At 38.1% G+C, this 16,714-nt stretch carries 16 protein-coding genes; 12 read left to right on the top strand and 4 right to left on the bottom strand.

Going from position 1 to position 16,714, the window contains the following annotated elements:
- Positions 1-81 precede the first annotated feature (81 nt).
- From M0Q20_RS07060 to M0Q20_RS07050, 3 genes are read right to left on the bottom strand one after another with little or no spacing between them, the layout of a single operon-like run.
- Positions 82-933: a hypothetical protein gene (locus M0Q20_RS07060; RefSeq protein ID WP_295059816.1), complete on the bottom strand. Its 852-nt coding sequence runs from the start codon at positions 931-933 to the stop codon at positions 82-84.
- On the bottom strand, positions 908-1,681 hold the full coding sequence (locus M0Q20_RS07055) for a c-type cytochrome (protein ID WP_295059813.1): 774 nt from the start codon (positions 1,679-1,681) through the stop codon (positions 908-910). The genes M0Q20_RS07060 and M0Q20_RS07055 overlap by 26 nt, the downstream gene beginning before the upstream one ends.
- A 3-nt stretch (positions 1,682-1,684) precedes the next feature.
- A complete protein-coding gene (locus M0Q20_RS07050; protein ID WP_295059810.1) occupies positions 1,685-2,428 on the bottom strand; it encodes a tetratricopeptide repeat protein in 744 nt (247 codons plus the stop codon).
- A gap of 275 nt (positions 2,429-2,703) precedes the next feature.
- On the opposite strand from M0Q20_RS07050, the gene M0Q20_RS07045 reads away from it, so the two are divergent.
- The 12 genes from M0Q20_RS07045 to M0Q20_RS06990 all read left to right on the top strand — a co-directional run bounded on the left by M0Q20_RS07045 (position 2,704) and on the right by M0Q20_RS06990 (position 15,885).
- Positions 2,704-3,351 (top strand): NapC/NirT family cytochrome c, encoded by a 648-nt coding sequence (locus M0Q20_RS07045; RefSeq protein ID WP_295059807.1) that lies wholly within the window; start codon positions 2,704-2,706, stop codon positions 3,349-3,351.
- Between the two features lie 9 nt (positions 3,352-3,360).
- Positions 3,361-3,876: a cytochrome c3 family protein gene (locus M0Q20_RS07040; RefSeq protein ID WP_295059804.1), complete on the top strand. Its 516-nt coding sequence runs from the start codon at positions 3,361-3,363 to the stop codon at positions 3,874-3,876.
- Between the two features lie 21 nt (positions 3,877-3,897).
- Entirely contained in the window at positions 3,898-5,409 is a 1,512-nt protein-coding gene (locus tag M0Q20_RS07035; RefSeq protein ID WP_295059801.1) for a cytochrome c3 family protein, read from the top strand.
- Positions 5,406-6,329, top strand: a complete 924-nt coding sequence (locus tag M0Q20_RS07030; RefSeq protein ID WP_295059799.1) for a cytochrome c3 family protein — start codon at positions 5,406-5,408, stop codon at positions 6,327-6,329. Before M0Q20_RS07035 ends, M0Q20_RS07030 begins: the two co-directional genes overlap by 4 nt.
- Positions 6,326-7,336 (top strand): cytochrome c3 family protein, encoded by a 1,011-nt coding sequence (locus tag M0Q20_RS07025; RefSeq protein ID WP_295059797.1) that lies wholly within the window; start codon positions 6,326-6,328, stop codon positions 7,334-7,336. The genes M0Q20_RS07030 and M0Q20_RS07025 overlap by 4 nt, the downstream gene beginning before the upstream one ends.
- Positions 7,337-7,410: 74 nt before the next feature.
- On the top strand, positions 7,411-9,960 hold the full coding sequence (alaS, locus tag M0Q20_RS07020; RefSeq protein ID WP_295059796.1) for an alanine--tRNA ligase: 2,550 nt from the start codon (positions 7,411-7,413) through the stop codon (positions 9,958-9,960).
- A complete protein-coding gene (locus M0Q20_RS07015) occupies positions 9,960-10,442 on the top strand; it encodes a hypothetical protein (RefSeq protein ID WP_295059795.1) in 483 nt (160 codons plus the stop codon). Before alaS ends, M0Q20_RS07015 begins: the two co-directional genes overlap by 1 nt.
- Positions 10,442-10,999 carry a septum formation inhibitor Maf gene (gene maf / locus M0Q20_RS07010; RefSeq protein ID WP_295059793.1) on the top strand — a complete coding sequence of 186 codons (558 nt, stop codon included), beginning with the start codon at positions 10,442-10,444 and terminating at the stop codon, positions 10,997-10,999. The genes M0Q20_RS07015 and maf overlap by 1 nt, the downstream gene beginning before the upstream one ends.
- A gap of 2 nt (positions 11,000-11,001) precedes the next feature.
- Positions 11,002-12,114: a diguanylate cyclase gene (locus M0Q20_RS07005; protein WP_295059791.1), complete on the top strand. Its 1,113-nt coding sequence runs from the start codon at positions 11,002-11,004 to the stop codon at positions 12,112-12,114.
- Positions 12,114-13,205 carry a pyridoxal phosphate-dependent aminotransferase family protein gene (locus M0Q20_RS07000; RefSeq protein WP_295059789.1) on the top strand — a complete coding sequence of 364 codons (1,092 nt, stop codon included), beginning with the start codon at positions 12,114-12,116 and terminating at the stop codon, positions 13,203-13,205. Before M0Q20_RS07005 ends, M0Q20_RS07000 begins: the two co-directional genes overlap by 1 nt.
- The gene (locus M0Q20_RS06995; RefSeq protein ID WP_295059787.1) at positions 13,205-13,894 is read left to right on the top strand and encodes an ATP-binding cassette domain-containing protein; all 690 of its coding nucleotides are present in this window, start codon (positions 13,205-13,207) and stop codon (positions 13,892-13,894) included. Before M0Q20_RS07000 ends, M0Q20_RS06995 begins: the two co-directional genes overlap by 1 nt.
- Positions 13,891-15,885, top strand: a complete 1,995-nt coding sequence (locus M0Q20_RS06990) for a penicillin-binding protein 1A (RefSeq protein WP_295059785.1) — start codon at positions 13,891-13,893, stop codon at positions 15,883-15,885. The genes M0Q20_RS06995 and M0Q20_RS06990 overlap by 4 nt, the downstream gene beginning before the upstream one ends.
- Here the strand turns inward: M0Q20_RS06990 and M0Q20_RS06985 are convergent.
- Entirely contained in the window at positions 15,882-16,682 is an 801-nt protein-coding gene (locus M0Q20_RS06985) for a DUF3187 domain-containing protein (protein WP_295059783.1), read from the bottom strand. The genes M0Q20_RS06990 and M0Q20_RS06985 overlap by 4 nt on opposite strands.
- Positions 16,683-16,714 lie beyond the last annotated feature (32 nt).

Raw genomic sequence — 16,714 nt, 5'->3', positions numbered from 1 at the left:
TCTGAACTTTTTAAAGACTTTCCGGTAAAGGAGTAGAGGCTAAATTGGGCTATCTTTTTAAGACAGTCCAATCTATATCTCTTATAAGGAGGTAAATTTAGCCTCCTCTATAAGAACAGAGAAGTTGTAACCGTAACCTAAATCAACGTTTGTTTTAACTACTCCGTTTGTAGTAACAGTGTCTCCTACTTGTACAGATGAGTTTACTGCTGTTGCGATTATATCGTTTGTTCCGGCACTTCCGGAGCCATCTTGAAGATGAATCCAATCTTTACCCATAATATTTTTAGAAATTTTTACTACTTGAGCATTTATCTTTACGTTTTTATCTTTAAGAGCGTCTTTTTTTGCATATAGCTCTTCTATGGTGTACCCATCTCTATTTTTTGCTACAGAGATAGTAGTTGTGTCAGATTCTGCTTGCGTTGCTGTAGCCTCTTTTGAGTGGTTATAATTTGCATGCGCATCCTCTAAGGTTGATGAGTTAGTAGATGATGCATCACTTCCATCCGCAGGTACAATAGCACTTACAAATACTAGTTGGTCAAAATGTTTATTTAGTGACTTGCTTGTAAAATCATTCATAACCATCTGCTCTAAGAATGAGATAGAGACTCCTTCGTTAATGTTTGTTTGTGGACCTGCTATCCAGTAGATATTTCCACCTTCATCAACTTTAGCATAAGTGTAGCCGCCACCGTTTATAACCTCTAGAGTCTTTGCTATATGAGGTGTATTTAACTGTACATCACCCTCAGCAGGTGCTGTTTTAGCCTCTAGCTGTTTTGATGCAGGTACGCCATACATACTTTGAGGAGCACTCTGTTCAGTGCTCTTGCTTATTTTTGAACTATCTTGTTCTTTTGGCTTATCATCGCTACAGCCGTACATTAAAAGTGCGACAACACTAATTGCTACTGATATTTTGTTCATTTTGTTCCTTTAAGATTTTTTTATGTTCTTCATATCTTTTTTTTGCTGCTTTAAAAGTCTCGTTCGGGTCTTTGCTTGTTCTAAAATACTCTTCCATAAAATTGTTATAGTCAATCTCTTCTTGAGTTATTTTTTTGGCTTTTTCCTCGGCATCTTTTTGCTCTTGAGTCTGAACAGGAGGGAGAGCTTCTATTAGGATGGCTACGGCTTTCATCTGCTCCTCAGTGAGTTTTGTAGCCTGCCCCTTCATCATAGCGCCTTGACCGTAAGTATCTCTCGTACCTGCTTTATACTCCTTTAAATCTTTTACAATCTCTTCTACGCTTAGTCCTGCAATAGGCTTGCTTACACCCAGTGACCTCTTTTGACCCTTGTCGCCATGGCATATTGCGCATTTTTGAAAGATCTCTTCGGTTGTCATATCTTTTGTCAATTTAGGTTTTGTAGCAACTTCTACAGCCGGAGTAAAAGATGAAATATAGGTAGAGAGCTCTTTTATATCTTCATCAGAGAGTCGTTTTGTCTGCCCCCACATCATACTCCCGAGCCCATATATGTCTCTCGTGCCCGCTCTATACTCTTTAAGTATAGTGGTAATCTCTTTTTTATCCATACCCGCAATGCTTTTTGTTAGATTTTGAGAGTGTCTTTGTCCGTTTTTTCCATGACAAGCAGCACATTTATCAAAGAGCTGTGTTGCAGAAGCTACTGTAGCTATTGAGATTAAAATAAGTAAAGTTTTTCTCATTTTTTACTCCTCGGGGAGAATCGAATCCGGAATTTCAACTTTCCACTGCTCTTGATCTAGAATCAGCTTTGCTTCCTCGTTTCCGTTTAGATAAGCCTCTTTTAAGAGCTCTTCTGCCTCTTTTTTATCCTTAGCAACACCGTCACCTTCAAGATACATTCTACCAAGCGTATATTGAGCCTCTCCACAGCTTTGCATTGCAGACTTACTCAGATACTCTTTTGCTTTTTCTATATCTTGTTTTACCCCTCTGCCGTGCTTAAGCATAGAGCCGACTTTGCTTTGTGCTAGCGGGTAACCTGCATCGGCAACTTGTTTGTAAAAAAGAAATGCTTTTTCATAATCCTGCTTTGTGCCATCCCCCTTATAGTATAAATCTGCTAAATGAAGTGCTGATTTTTGATCACCGCTCTTAGCGGCTTTTGAAAACAGAGCGATAGCCTCTTTATCATTTTGTTCTACACCATCACCCTTGTGATACATAACCGCAAGATTGTACATAGCTTTTGTATGGCCCTGATCTGCTGCTTTACGGTACAGTTTAGCAGCCATGGCATGATCTTTGTTAGTCACGATTCCCTGATAATACATACCGCCTAGCGCAAACTGGCTATTTGCTTCACCCTTATCAGCTTTTAGTTTTACAGACATAAAAGCCTTCTTGTTCATATCCATCTTCTCTGCCCCAACGGCTGAGTTTAAAATCAGCAAAGAGTTTAGAAGAAGTATAGCTACTATTTTTTTCATAGATTCCCTTTTAGATTACTTTGTTTGAGTAAGGGCTTATTATATCAGCAGTAAGTAAATTAATTTCTTAAAAATCGATACGCAACTTCTCTGTTTTGTATAAATAATAATAATTATAAAGAAGAGAAGAATTATCTATCTATGTTATACTAACTATTTATTTATTGTATAAAACAATCACAAAAAAGTCACATTTAAACAAAATTTATTCTTTTGCTCTATATTTAGTTTAAATTAATAATAAAAGTTTAATAATTAGGAGAAGGATATATAATATGGAAGAGACAAAAGTGCAAAAAGATGATATAAAAATAGAAAAAAAGAGAAAATATTCTTTTGGAGTATGGGCTGTAGTTGCTCTTATAGTAGGCGGTATTGTTATAGGGATGGGGACATCTTTTTTTACCGTTGTTGCAGTAAAACATACATCAGATGTAAATTTTTGCGGTGCTTGCCACTCTATGAAACCAATGGCTGCCTCATATAGAAACAGTATTCATGGTGGATATGGCGATAGCGGGATAATGGTAACTTGTGCCGATTGCCATCTGCCGCATGAGTCTACTGCCGGATATATGATACAGAAGGTAAAAACCGGATTATGGGATGTCTGGGTAGAGACTACGCATGACACCTCAAAGATTGATTGGCATGAAAAGAGAGAAGGAAGGCGTAACTGGGTCTATGACTCTGCGTGTCTTAACTGTCATGAGAACCTTCTGCTTGGAACAAGACCAAATAAAAAAGCATTTACCGCTCATAAAGCCTACTTCGCTAAAAAACTTATAGTTAGCGGTAATGACGGTAAAAAAGAGAGCGCAAAGTGTGTTGATTGTCATAAACATGTAGGACATTATCAACTTGAGAGACATCTTCCGCCGCGACCTTCTGAGGTTGAAGCCCAAGAGAACATGAAAGATTAGGGATTGATGATGGAAAAAAAATATATCAAACTCTCACTGATTGCCGGTATCGTAGTTCTTGTTGTTATTCTGTTTATAACTCTGGGTGTTGCAGAAAAACTTGGTCGTTTAGGAAATGTCTCTGTAAATATCGCTAAGAGCATGGCAAATGCTTCTCATGGAGACCCGCGTTCTATGGAGCAGATGAGCGTAGAGTATATAGAGGCAAATACGGGTAGTACAAAAGAGGTTAACCGTGAGGAGTTGCCTAAAGCACTTAGAGTCGTTAAAAAGTATGGACATTCACCATTTAGTATGGGTTCATGTGCAGTTTGTCACGCTCCAAAACGTTCAAAACCGGCAGCAATTATAACAAACACCGTCTCTGAATTATGCTATAAGTGTCATGAGCCAAAGGCGAGAGTAGATGAGAGACTAAGGGAGCTTGATTGTAATAAGTGCCATAATCCTCATCATGCAGATAGAAAAAAACTTATCAGAGATACCGTGACGCAAGAGAGTTGTCCGGTAGGTGACTTTGATTAAAAAAAATAAAAAGGCGTTTAGTTGAAAAAAAATATCTTAAAGACGGCGATAATAGTTCTTCTGCTAGGAGCTTTTGTATATATGTTTCAAAAGTATGATGTCGGGGAGAAGTTTGGTCGCCTATTTGTCGTAATGCAAAATATTACACATAGTCTTAAAAATGCAAAACCTGCGTACGAAGAGGTTAATTTAACCATAACGGATGAGGAGCTAAAAGATATAAATATTTCAAAAATCTCTAAAGAGATAAAGAGCTTAATAGATAAGAGAAAGGAGCAACTCTCAAAAGCTCCACCTCAAATATCAACAGATGAGATAAGAGGTGAAGAGAAGCCGGTTCACAACAAGCTTAATGTAAGAGAGGCAAAGATTGTAAAACTAGAGGATTTGCCCGATAAGTTTAAGCCGCTTAAAGAGTTTTTACATCAGCCTTTTAAGATGGGGGCTTGTCAAATTTGTCATGACTCAAACAGCAAAAAGCCCGGAGCGCTTGTTCAAAAAGAGATTGAAGATGTATGTTATGAGTGCCACAAAACCCGCTACACAAAAGAGTTTGACCATACTCCTGTAAAAGAGGGAAGATGTACAGACTGTCATGATCCGCATCAGTCAAATGTTAGGATGCTTCTAAAAGCCGAATCTACAAATGATTTATGCATGAAGTGTCATGATAGAAAAAGTAGTTTTGGTGCAAAAGCTAAAAAACTCTTTGTAGATATGGACCTTTCAACTAAACATAAACCGATAGTTGAGAAGAGTTGTCTTGAGTGTCATGATGCGCATACCGCAGATCATAAATCTCTTTTGTATATGGACGGAAAGATGGATTTATGCTTGGATTGTCATGATGATGAAAGAGAGAAGATTAGACACTCAAAATTTAAACATGGCGGTGTTAATACAAGTGAAAAAAGATGCTTGGAGTGCCACAATCCGCATGCTACAAAAGAGAAAAAGCTCTTAAAAAAGGAGCCTGTTGCAGGGTGCCTTAGCTGCCATAACAAAGAGGTAAAGTCTGACGAGGATGGCGGAATGCTTATGAATATGAAAAAGCATCTTGATGAAAATCCAAATTGGCATAAACCTATAAAAGATGTAGAAAAAGAGGGAGGGTGTTCGGCTTGTCATGATCCTCACGGCTCGGATAACTTTAGCATGCTTAGAAAATCTTTTACTAAGAATTTCTACGCTGATTTGGAGAATAAAGATTTCTTCTGTTTTGAGTGTCATACGGAGAAGAAAATAACTAAGCAGTATATTAGTAAATCAAGCGAGCATAACATAACAGCCTTTCGCGATGGAGATGTAAATCTACACTATCTACATGTAAATGATAGAAAAGGGCGTTCATGTAGGGCTTGTCATGATGAACACGCCTCTAAATACAACTATCTCATAAGGGACTATACTGATTTTAACGGTATAAAGTTTCCGCTTAGGTTTATTGAGAGCGCTGAGGGTGGCTCTTGTGCTCCGGCTTGTCATAAAGAGTTCGCTTATGACCGAGTTAATCCAAAAGGGATAGGAAAGTGAGATTTGATTATATCTTTGCAAAAGCTTTTTTAGTATTGGCTATATTCTTTACAGCAGCTTTTGCAGAGGGTAAGTTTATGCAGATACTCACTCCAAAACAGAACCATCTTCAAACAGAGTTAACGCTAAATATTGTTTTAGAGGTAGATAAAAAAAGAGTAGATACCATTAAAATAAGAACTCCCTTAGAGGATATAAGTATAGATATAAAAAGCAAAAAAAAGACGGAGTGTAAAAATATTGAGTTGAGGTTTGGCGAAAATAGAGTTGACATTAGAGCTTATAAAGAGAGTGTTTTAGTTGCCCAAGAGGTAAGAGATGTTTATGTCTCATCAGAGCTTTATCATCAATTTAGGTATCCGCCGAAAAAATATAGTCATACCTATTTTCATAATCAAGAGGGCGAGAAGCTCTGCGCAAAATGTCATGATATGAGCGTTAACGAGGTAGAAAATGTCGCTTTTAAAGACATTACAAAATCAAACTGTTACGGATGTCATAAGAGCATAAATAAAGAGAAGTACGCTCATGCCCCTTCGGCAAACTGGCTATGTACAAGCTGTCACAAAGAGAGCAAAGAGAATCTCTCTAAATACCTCACAAAAGAGCCTGCCTACGCTTCATGTTTTGAGTGTCACGAGGAGAGTAAGGAGACGTGGAGCAGTGCAAAATATCGACACGAACCACTGGACTATGGACGTTGCGACAAGTGTCACAATCCACACTCCTCTGCCTACCCTATGTTTATACGCAAAGAGGTAAACTTGATATGTTTGGAGTGCCACAAAGATAAGCATATTGGTCAAAACTTTGCATGCAGCGGTGCTAATGAGGGAGATTTATGTACAGAGTGTCATACGCCGCATGCCTCTAATCAGCCGTTTTTTCTAAAAAAAAGATCTAAAAGAGCGCCGAGATGAGAAGCTGTATCTGCATAAAATATATACTATCCCTACTGCTCTGCTCCTTGTTGCTTTTTGCGCAGGATGATGTAGGGTTTAGAGTGCTTAGTCCGCAAACTATGGGCATAAGTGATGAGGGTATTGCTTCATTTGTCATTGAGGCTGATAGTAAAAAAATCGATTTTCTCTTAATAACTACAGACGCCAATAAGAGATATAGCATTGAGGTTAACGGGGAGCGCACGCACTACTGTAAAAGCGTAAATCTTTATATGGGAGTAAATAGCATAAAGGTGGCAGGTTACAAAAACGACGTAATAATACAAGAGCAAACAAGAGAGCTCTTTTTTAGATCAAAAGTTGACAAACATTTAAAATACCCGCCGGCAGGATATAGTAAAAAATATTTTCATAACCAAGAGAGTGAGAAGCTCTGCGCTAAATGTCATGATATGAGTGTAAATGAAGTAAGCGGTGTAGCATTTGAAGATATTACAAAATCAAACTGTTATGAGTGCCATAAAAGTATAAACCAAGAGAAGCACTCGCATGCACCGTCGGTAAACTGGCTCTGCACCTCTTGTCATAACGGCGAGGTAGGGGTATTAAACCAAGAAGATAAAGATAAGACAAAATATAGCGTTCCTGACCCGATAGAGGAAGTTTGCTTCTTATGCCATAAAAAACATAAAGATGAGTGGGGCAAAAAAAGATTTAGCCACGAGCCCGCAGAGTCCGGACGCTGTAGCAGATGCCATAATTCACACTCATCGCCTAGCGAGTTTTATCTAAGAGAGCCTTCTTGGGATCTCTGCACTGGTTGTCATAAAGATAAAATTGATGGGGTGCATGTTGTCAAAACATTTGCGAGAGAAGCGCATCCGACCCATAATGTAAAAGATCCCTCCAGAGAAGGCAAGGAGTTAAGTTGCATAAGTTGTCATAATCCGCATGTCTCAAATGCTCCATCACTTCTGCAGAGTGAAACAAGTATGGGACTATGTTCTCGCTGCCATAAAAAATAAAAGAGTTTTGATTTAAAGAGTTAGAGTATTTTTTTTAGATATAATCGCCTAATTTTATATTAAGAGACATACTAATGGATATTAGAGAAGAGTTTTTAAGTTTTTTTGAATCAAAAAATCACGATAGAGTAGCTAGTTCACCGCTTGTTCCGGATGATGCAACACTACTTTTTAACAATGCGGGAATGGTTCCTTTTAAGTCTATTTTTACCGGTGAAATACCGACTCCACAAAATCCAAGAGCTGTTTCATGCCAAACATGTATTCGTGCAGGCGGAAAACATAACGACTTGGAAAATGTCGGTTATACGGCAAGACATCACACCTTCTTTGAGATGCTAGGCAATTTTAGTTTTGGCGATTACTTTAAAGAAGAGGCGATTGATTATGCATGGGAGTTTATAACAGAGGTTCTTAAGTTTCCAAAAGAGAAGCTTTGGGTAACCGTACATGAGAGTGATGATGAAGCCAATAAGCTTTGGCAAAAGCATGTTGCACCTCAAAGAGTTCTGAGATTAGGAGATAAAGACAACTTCTGGCAGATGGGTGATACCGGACCATGCGGACCTTGTAGTGAAATTTTTTATGATCAGGGCGCTGAGAATTTTAGCTCAGATGAGGATTACATGGGCGGCGAGGGCGACAGATTTTTAGAGATATGGAATCTTGTCTTTATGCAGTATGAGAGAAGTAGTGACGGCACCCTAACTCCTCTACCAAAACCATCAATCGATACAGGTATGGGACTTGAACGTGTAGTTGCTATTAGCGAGAATGTTACAAGCAACTACTCCTCATCACTCTTTATGCCCATAATTAAAAAAATCCAAGAGCTTATACAAAAAGAGTATATATATGATGAAGGCGCATCATATCGCGTTATAGCAGATCACATTAGAACTGCTCTTTTTCTTCTCTCTCAAGGGGTAAACTTCTCAAATGAGGGAAGAGGATATGTGCTTAGAAGAATTTTGCGCCGTGGAGTAAGACATGGTTATCTGCTTGGGTTTAGTGAGCCTTTTATGTATAAGCTTGTAGATACCGTTGTTGAAATTATGGGCAGGGAATATGATTACTTGGCTCAAAAAGCAGAGGTCGTAAAAGAGCAGATAGAGCTTGAAGAGGCAAGATTTTTCAAGACTATAGAGTCTGGAATTGAGCTTTTTAATGAAGAGCTTAAAAAGACAAAAGAGATATTTAGCGGAGAGGTTGCTTTTAAACTCTACGACACCTTTGGTTTCCCGCTCGATTTGACCGAAGATATGCTAAGAGAGAAAAATCTAAAACTAGATTCGGCTAAGTTTGAAGAGCTTATGCGCGAACAAAGAAACCGTGCTAAAGCTGCGTGGAAGGGTAGCGGAGATGAAGCTGTTCAAGGTGATTTTAAAGAGCTTTTAGAGAAGTTTGGCGAGAATAGCTTTGTCGGGTATGAGAAAACAGAGCAAAAAAGCAGAGTTTTGGCACTTCTTGATGAGCAGTACCATCATGCCGATATCCTCCCCTCAGGCTCAAAGGGTTGGGTATTATTAGAGACGACACCTTTTTATGCAGAGTCCGGCGGACAGTGTGGAGACAGGGGAGAGATTGTCGGTTATGCAAAAGTAGAAGATACAAAAAGTTTCTTTGGTTTAAACTTTTCTCAAATCTCACTTACTAAAGAGCTAAAAGTCTCAGATGAGGTTGAAGCAGTTGTAGATATCTCAAGAGGCGAGATAACTAAGCACCACTCTGCAACTCACTTGCTTCATGCGGTACTTTTTGATGTACTGGGAGAGCATATCTCTCAGGCAGGCTCACTTGTTGAAGCGGATAGACTTCGCTTTGACTTTTCTCATCCAAAAGCTATCTCTCATGAAGAGCTCCTTGAGATAGAAAGACGAGTCAATGAGCAGATTATGCGTGGAATTGGAGCTCAAACAGAGGTTATGAGCATAGAAGATGCTAAAAAATCAGGCGCTAAGGCTCAGTTTGGAGAGAAGTACGGCGAGGAGGTAAGAGTCGTTAGCTTCGGCGATGCAAGTATTGAGTTTTGTGGCGGAGTGCATGTGGACAACACCGCATCAATCGGCTCGTTTATTATTACAAAAGAGAGCGGCGTAAGTGCAGGCGTGCGTAGAATTGAAGCAGTTTGCGGATATGCGGCGTATGAGCACTTCGTTGATAATAGAGCACTGATTAAAGAGATTCAAACTGAGGTAAAAAATTTAGATGCTATGGCTGGAATCTCAAGACTAAAGTCAACTATCTCTGAGCTAAAGAGTGAACTTCATGAGGCTCAAAACAGCATACAAGTAGAGATGAAAATCGAGAATATTAACGGTGTTAGTGTTGTTGTAGATGAGTTTAGCGGCGGAGATATTAAAGAGAAGATAGACGAGCTAAAAAACCAAAATGAAAAATTGTGTGCAATGCTCTTTCAAGTAAAAGGCGATAAAGTTTTAATGGCTGCAGGTGTTAAAGGTGCAGATGCAAAAGCAGGGGATTGGATAAAAAATATCGCTCCTATTCTTGGCGGCGGGGGCGGCGGAAGAGCTGATTTTGCACAAGCCGGCGGAAAAGATATAACTAAAATTGCAGAGGCAAAAGCAAAAGCAAAAGCATATATAGCAGAGGTACTTGGATAATGCAGGATATATTTTTAGAGTACAAAACACTAATAGTCTTCTTACATGTAATAAGCGCAGTAGTATGGGTAGGGGGCATGATAGCTATGCGTTACGCCGCGCACTACTCTTTTTTAGAAATCGAGTCTCCGCAGAAGAGACTTGAGCGTATAGCGCACGCTCTAAAGAGACTTTTTTACATAGTGCTTCCATTTGTCGTTATACTTATAGTAACCGCAGTTTTTATGATAAAAGGTTACGGATTAAACGAGACTCACTTCTCTGCACTCTCTCATGCAAAAGAGGGTATCTGGAGTATTATGTTTATCAATTTAATAGTTATGATTTTAAGAAGAAACAGAGGCGAAAAAATGTTAAATGAGGGCAATATGGTAGGCGCTAAAGCTCAGATAGAACTTATCGGAAAATTTATGGTTCCTCTAAATATCACTCTTGGCATCATCGCTGTATTTTTAGGGACATATCTCTCAAGTAGTCTGTAATGATAAGACTTGCATCTTCTTCACAAACCCGTGCAAAACTACTTAGAGATGCGGGTATAGAATTTATTCAACAGAGTGTAGATTTTGATGAAGATAGTATAGTTGCCTCCTCAGCTAAAAATTTTGTATATCAGGCAACTATTGGAAAATTTGAAGCAAATATAAGAGCTTTTGGATATAAAGATTATCCGCTTTTAGTTGCCGATACAGTCGTTGCCTCAAGTGGACAGATTCTTAGAAAAGCAAGATGCATTGAAGATGCGCGAAATATTCTCTTTACTCAAAGTGGAAGCCAGACAAGTATAATTACATGCATGATATATCAATCATGTGAGATGAAGATTATAGATATCTCTGAGACTAAATACCTCTTTAATGATTTTGACTTTGATGAAGTAGAGAGATATTTAAAGAGCGGGGATTGGCGAGGTAAAGCAGGAGCTTGCATGGTTGAAGGGTTTTGCAAAGAGTATATTAGGGAAGTAAAAGGGTATGAAAGTACCGCAATGGGGTTAAATGTAGATTTATTATCAGTTTTTCTAATAAATAAAGAATAATATTGTTAAAATATATCAAAAAAGGATCTCATATCTTAAAATCTAGCGGATTCTCTTTAGTCGGAATAGTTGTTATCGTAACAATGCTCTCTGGTGGTTGGCTTCATGTTGACTTTATTGAGGACTCTAAGCATATATTAGAGATTTCAAAGAATGATTTTGATTTTTTTATATATAAGTGGCTTACTATTGCGCTAATCATTGTTATGATAATTGCCGTGATAGTGGGTAACTACATCCATGAAAAAAACGATAAGCAGAAAATGTACTACAAAAACATTATAGACTCCTCGTCAAATATCGTTATGGTGGTAGATAAGAAGAGCATTATTGAGGTAAACAAGACTTTTTTTAAATATTTCAACAAATATAGCACGCTTGAAGAGTTTAAGAGAGAGCATGAGTCAATATCTGATTTTTTTGTGCAAAAAGATGGATATGTTTATAAAAATATGGATGGAGTAAACTGGATTGAGTATGTGATTCAAAATCCTAAAGATAATCAGGTAAAGATTCGTAGCGGATCAAACCTCTACTACTTTAGGGTTAGCATCTCCCTTATCTCTCCTAAAGATAATCATTACAGCGCAATTTTCTCAGATATTACAAAAGAGAAAATCTACCAAAAAGAGTTAGAGCATACAAACATAACAGACCCTCTTACAAAGATAAGAAACAGGTACTACTATAATGAGCAGATAAAGAAGGAGAGCTCAAATGCAAACCGCTATTTTTATCCGCTTTCACTTATTGTTTTTGATATAGACTATTTTAAGAAGATAAATGACAGCTATGGTCATGACATTGGAGATGATGTTCTTGTTGAGTACACGAGGTTAATAAGTTCACACTTAAGAAACGGCGATATTTTTTGTAGAATTGGGGGAGAGGAGTTTACGCTTATACTTCCGCATACAGATAGAGCAAGTGCATATAAAATAGCCGAAAAATTAAGAATGATGGTAAGGATGCATAAAAAGATAGTTCCTATTACTATGAGTTTTGGGGTTGTAGAGTTTGCTAAAGGGGAAGAGTTAGAGCATCTTTTTAAAAGAGCAGATGAAGCACTCTACAGCGCTAAAGATGCCGGTAGAGACAAGGTCATGGTTAGATAATGCAGTATGAAAGTGAACTAAAAGCGCTTAAAAAATCTAAAAGATATAGACAAAGAGAGCTCTATGATGAGACTCTTTTAGATTTTGCTTCAAACGACTACCTCGGTCTTGCACACAATAAAGAGCTACACACTCTTACATGCCAAAGGCTCTCAGAGATGGCGCTTCATAGCGCAAAGGCCTCACTTCTAGTAAACGGATATCATAAAATTCATAAAGATTTTGAGTCTGCACTTTGCGAGGCAAACGGTTTTGAAGATGGAGTGATTTTAGGAAGCGGATTTAATGCAAATATAGCTCTAGTTGAGGCTCTTGTTAGACGCGGCGATACTCTTTTTATGGATGAGAAGTATCATGCTTCAGGGGTGCTTGCCTCAAACATAAAGAGCGTAGATGTAAAATTTTTTTCTCATAACAACATGCAAGAGCTAGAGGAGTTGTTAAAATCATCCGGTGCAAAGCGCAAAGTAGTGGCAGTTGAGGGAATCTACTCCATGGATGGCGATTTGGTAGATAGAGAAATCTTTGATATTTGCGATAGATATGATGCTATTTTGATAGTAGATGAGGCTCACAGCAGCGGAGTAGTAGGAGAAAACCTTATGGGGGTTTTTGACCACTATAGGGTTGGCATAAAATCAAATTATATTAAGATGGGAACACTCGGCAAAGCTTATGGTAGTTTTGGTGCTTTTATACTCGCATCTTCACATATAGTTGAGTATCTAATTAATCGAGCAAAGCCAATTATTTATGCAACTGCTCTCTCTCTTTACGACACACTTCTAGCGCATAATGCTCTTAAATATATTTTGCAAAACAGAGAGCTTTTAAAGAGTGAGATAAAAGAGCGACAGAAGATTGTTTATGAGGAGCTTGGAATTAAAGTAGATGGCTTGATAGTCCCAATGCTCATAAATGATAATAAAAGGGCAGTAGAGATTCGCAATGAGCTTAAAAACCTTGGGTTTGCAGTGGGCGCTATAAGACAGCCGACAGTTGAGCGTGCTATCATTCGTTTGATAGCAAGAAGAGGCGAGAGTTGCGATATGTTAAGAGAGTTGTGTATAAATTTAGCTAAAATAAAATAATGAATATATCAAAACTGCAAATAACAATCCAAGAGAAAAATTTAGTCGATATCGCATTTAAAATCTCTTCTTCTTTAGCACTTGTCGGGCAGAGCGGAAGCGGCAAAAGTTTAACTATTAAAGCCCTGCTTGGAATGCTCCCAGACACCATGAGGTGTGAGTTAGAGCATGACAGCAGTTTTGATTTGATTGCGGGAGAGAGTTTGGCATTTGTTCCTCAAAACCCGTTTACCGCACTATCTCCGCTTACAAAGATAAAAAAACAGTTTTTTATACCAATGAGCAAGGTTGAGAAGCTCTTTGAGCAGGTTGGATTAGATCTCTCTCTTTTGGAGAGGTTTGCACCGGAGCTCTCAGGTGGACAGCTTCAAAGAGTTGTCATTGCTATGGCACTAAGTCATGACCCAAGACTTATTTTGCTTGATGAACCTACAACAGCGCTTGATCCGGCAAACAGAACCATGATTTTGAATCTTTTAAAAGCGTTGCAGGCAGAGTTTGGTTTTAAAATGCTTTTTGTTACACATGACATGAATTCTGCTAAAATTTTATGCGAAGATATCTGTGTTATAAAAAATGGGAAAGTTATAGAGAGTGGAAATATGGAAGATGTTTTAAAAAATCCGCTTGATGAGTATACAAAAGTTTTAATCGGTGCAAATTTTGCAAATAGGAGTTTTAGAGTATGAAAATGGTTAAAAATATATTTTTTACACTTTTTTTCCTTGGGCTATTAACTCCTTTTTTGCTTCTTGGCTATTTTTTGACGGTAGAAGATTATGATATATCATCCCTAAAAGAGTACAAGCCATCTCTAACGACACGGTTTTATGATAAAAACGGTGAAAAAATTGCAAATATTTTTGAAGATAAACATAGATACTATGCCTCTTTTAGTGAAATCCCTCCAAGAGTAATAGAAGCACTTCTAGCTATAGAAGATACAACTTTTTTTGAACATCCCGGCATAAACATAGATGCGATTTTTAGAGCAATCATTAAAGATATAAAAGCAGGAAAGCTTGTGGAAGGTGCGAGTACTATCACGCAACAACTTGTAAAAAACAAACTCTTAACTAGAGATAAAAAGATTTCAAGAAAGATAAAAGAGGTCATCTATGCACTAAAGCTTGAGATGGTTTTAAGCAAAGAGGAGATTTTAGAGAGGTATCTAAATGAGATATATTTCGGGCATGGGTATTATGGAATTAAAACGGCGGCTGATGGCTATTTTCGTAAAAAACTTCATGACTTGACTTTAAAAGAGATGGCAATACTTGTGGGTCTGCCAAAAGCGCCAAGTACATACGCGCCTACAAAAAATTATGAAATTTCAATGGGTAGAGCAAATCGTGTGATAGCTAGGATGTATGCCCTTGGGTGGATAGATGAGGATACATATAATGATGCTCTTCTTGAAAATCCGCAAGTCTTTGATGACACGCTTACACAAAATAGCGCACCTTTTATAGTAGATGAAGTGTTAAGAAGAGCAAGCGAGTTTGGTATAGATGATATAAAAAGCGGCGGATATGAGATATATACTACAATAGATATGAGACTTCAAGAAGCAGCAAGGGAGTCACTCAAAAAAGCGTATGATATGTCTGTAAAAAGAATTGAGGGGTATGAAGCTAGAGAGAAGCGAAGGTTGCAAGCAGACCAAGAGCTAGAGCAGAGCACGGATATATCCCTTTTAAACGGTGCGCTTGTATCACTTGACTCAAAAACTGGAGATATTTTAGCACTTGTCGGAAGTGTCGATTATCAAAAAAGCCCATACAACAGGGCTACACAAGGACGTCGCCAGCCAGGATCGGCATTTAAACCCTTTATATATCAAGTTGCTATAGATTTGGGTTATTCGGGAGCTACGGAACTTATAGATATTGCCAGAACATACACATACGAGAAAGATGGCGAGGAGCTTAAGTGGCAGCCGAAAAATTACGAAAAAAACTACAAGGGTATTTTAACTCTTAGAGAAGCACTTGTTCACTCAAGAAACTTGGCAACAATAAACCTTGTAAACGAGATTGGGTTGAGTGCACTTTTAAAGGAGTTTAGAAAGTTCGGCATTGCCAATCTTCCTCCTGATCTCTCAATTGCTCTAGGGAGTATCACGCTCTCTCCTTTAGAGCTTGCAAAATACTACACCTCTTTTGCAAATGGCGGTATTCAGGTTGAGCCAAATATTGTTCGTTATATTGAAAAAGGCTCTACTACCGTTTATGAGAAGACGGAGCGAACCCGTTTTATAACAGAGGAGACTCAAGCCTATATAATGACTACAATTCTTCAAGATGTTATAAAAAGCGGAACAGGAAGAAGAGCAAACGTAAAAGGCATAGAGCTAGCTGGAAAGACAGGAACTACAAATAACAATATAGATGGTTGGTTTAGCGGCTACTCTCCTACTATAGAGACTGTTGTATGGTTTGGAAATGACGATAATACGCCAATGCATAAAAGAGAGACAGGCGGAAAGATTGCCGCACCGGCATTTGCTATGTTTTACAAGAGTGTGTTAAAGCTCTATCCTCAGATTCAAAGAGAGTTTGAAAAGCCTACGGGAATAATGGAAGTTAACATAAAGGGAAAAAAAGAGTTCTTTAGCGATAAGTCAAGACCACCTCGTGTAGAGACGGAAGTAAATGCAGAGGAGACGCTACTCTTTTAAAAGTAGTACCCTAAACGGAGTTCAACAGCGTTATCTCCTGCCGTATCGCTTAATCCATATGTGTAACTAAAAGTTGTGAACCAGTTTTTATCAATAGAGTAAAAGGTGTATAGAGTTAGTGTTTCAATATTTTCTGTATCTTTATATATACTTTCACTATTTGTGTAGTAACTGCTTATATATAGAGCATTTAAAGGATAAAATCCTGCACCGCCGCTATATGAGTTTGTGTTTTGGTATGAGACTACTCCTGCAATATCGTCGTCGTTGAGAACTGTGTAGCTATATCCTCCAAATAGATTTATATCTTCTGCCGTATAGCTAAAATTAGCAGAGGCTACAACATCCATATTGTTGTTATTAAACCCTGTATCATAGGTTGGGAGGATAACACCTCCACCTAGCCTCAAAGAGACTCTCTCAAAGATAGAGAGTGTGTAGTATGCACCTAAAAATGAGTCGTTCATTCCGCTATCATCATCTGAGTTGTAGTACGAAGTGCTTGCTTGAAGAGAGAACTCTTCGTAGTAGTAATCCACCTGTAGAGTTTGCGAGAAAGTATCTACATTTCTATTTGTCGCATAATCGGCTTCTGAAAAACCAATACCATATATTATGCTAAAATGCTCTTCACTCCACGCTTTTTTTATAGTACATCCATATATATCTACTAGTTCGTTAAAAGGGGTGTTAGGACATCTATCTACACTATCCTCTACACCATCCATGTCATAGTCGCTGTAGGCTTGGAGACTAAGCAAAGCCGTTGTTAAAAATATTAGCGCTTTTTTAAGCATCTGTTCCCTTTTGTGGTATTTTTATTTTAAGG

The organism is Sulfurimonas sp. (genome assembly GCF_023229025.1).
Classification (GTDB): domain Bacteria; phylum Campylobacterota; class Campylobacteria; order Campylobacterales; family Sulfurimonadaceae; genus Sulfurimonas.
Note: the sequence above shows the minus strand (reverse complement) of the source record. Positions and strands in the feature narration are given on the sequence as shown.

What these genes read in the sequence shown, in the direction of transcription:
- M0Q20_RS07060 (WP_295059816.1), bottom strand. Translation starts at nt 933, where the DNA reads ATGAACAAAATATCAGTAGCAATTAGTGTTGTCGCACTTTTAATGTAC.
- M0Q20_RS07055 (WP_295059813.1), bottom strand. Translation starts at nt 1,681, where the DNA reads ATGAGAAAAACTTTACTTATTTTAATCTCAATAGCTACAGTAGCTTCT.
- M0Q20_RS07050 (WP_295059810.1), bottom strand. Translation starts at nt 2,428, where the DNA reads ATGAAAAAAATAGTAGCTATACTTCTTCTAAACTCTTTGCTGATTTTA.
- M0Q20_RS07045 (WP_295059807.1), top strand. Translation starts at nt 2,704, where the DNA reads ATGGAAGAGACAAAAGTGCAAAAAGATGATATAAAAATAGAAAAAAAG.
- M0Q20_RS07040 (WP_295059804.1), top strand. Translation starts at nt 3,361, where the DNA reads ATGGAAAAAAAATATATCAAACTCTCACTGATTGCCGGTATCGTAGTT.
- M0Q20_RS07025 (WP_295059797.1), top strand. Translation starts at nt 6,326, where the DNA reads ATGAGAAGCTGTATCTGCATAAAATATATACTATCCCTACTGCTCTGC.
- alaS (WP_295059796.1), top strand. Translation starts at nt 7,411, where the DNA reads ATGGATATTAGAGAAGAGTTTTTAAGTTTTTTTGAATCAAAAAATCAC.
- M0Q20_RS07015 (WP_295059795.1), top strand. Translation starts at nt 9,960, where the DNA reads ATGCAGGATATATTTTTAGAGTACAAAACACTAATAGTCTTCTTACAT.
- maf (WP_295059793.1), top strand. Translation starts at nt 10,442, where the DNA reads ATGATAAGACTTGCATCTTCTTCACAAACCCGTGCAAAACTACTTAGA.
- M0Q20_RS07000 (WP_295059789.1), top strand. Translation starts at nt 12,114, where the DNA reads ATGCAGTATGAAAGTGAACTAAAAGCGCTTAAAAAATCTAAAAGATAT.
- M0Q20_RS06995 (WP_295059787.1), top strand. Translation starts at nt 13,205, where the DNA reads ATGAATATATCAAAACTGCAAATAACAATCCAAGAGAAAAATTTAGTC.
- M0Q20_RS06990 (WP_295059785.1), top strand. Translation starts at nt 13,891, where the DNA reads ATGAAAATGGTTAAAAATATATTTTTTACACTTTTTTTCCTTGGGCTA.
- M0Q20_RS06985 (WP_295059783.1), bottom strand. Translation starts at nt 16,682, where the DNA reads ATGCTTAAAAAAGCGCTAATATTTTTAACAACGGCTTTGCTTAGTCTC.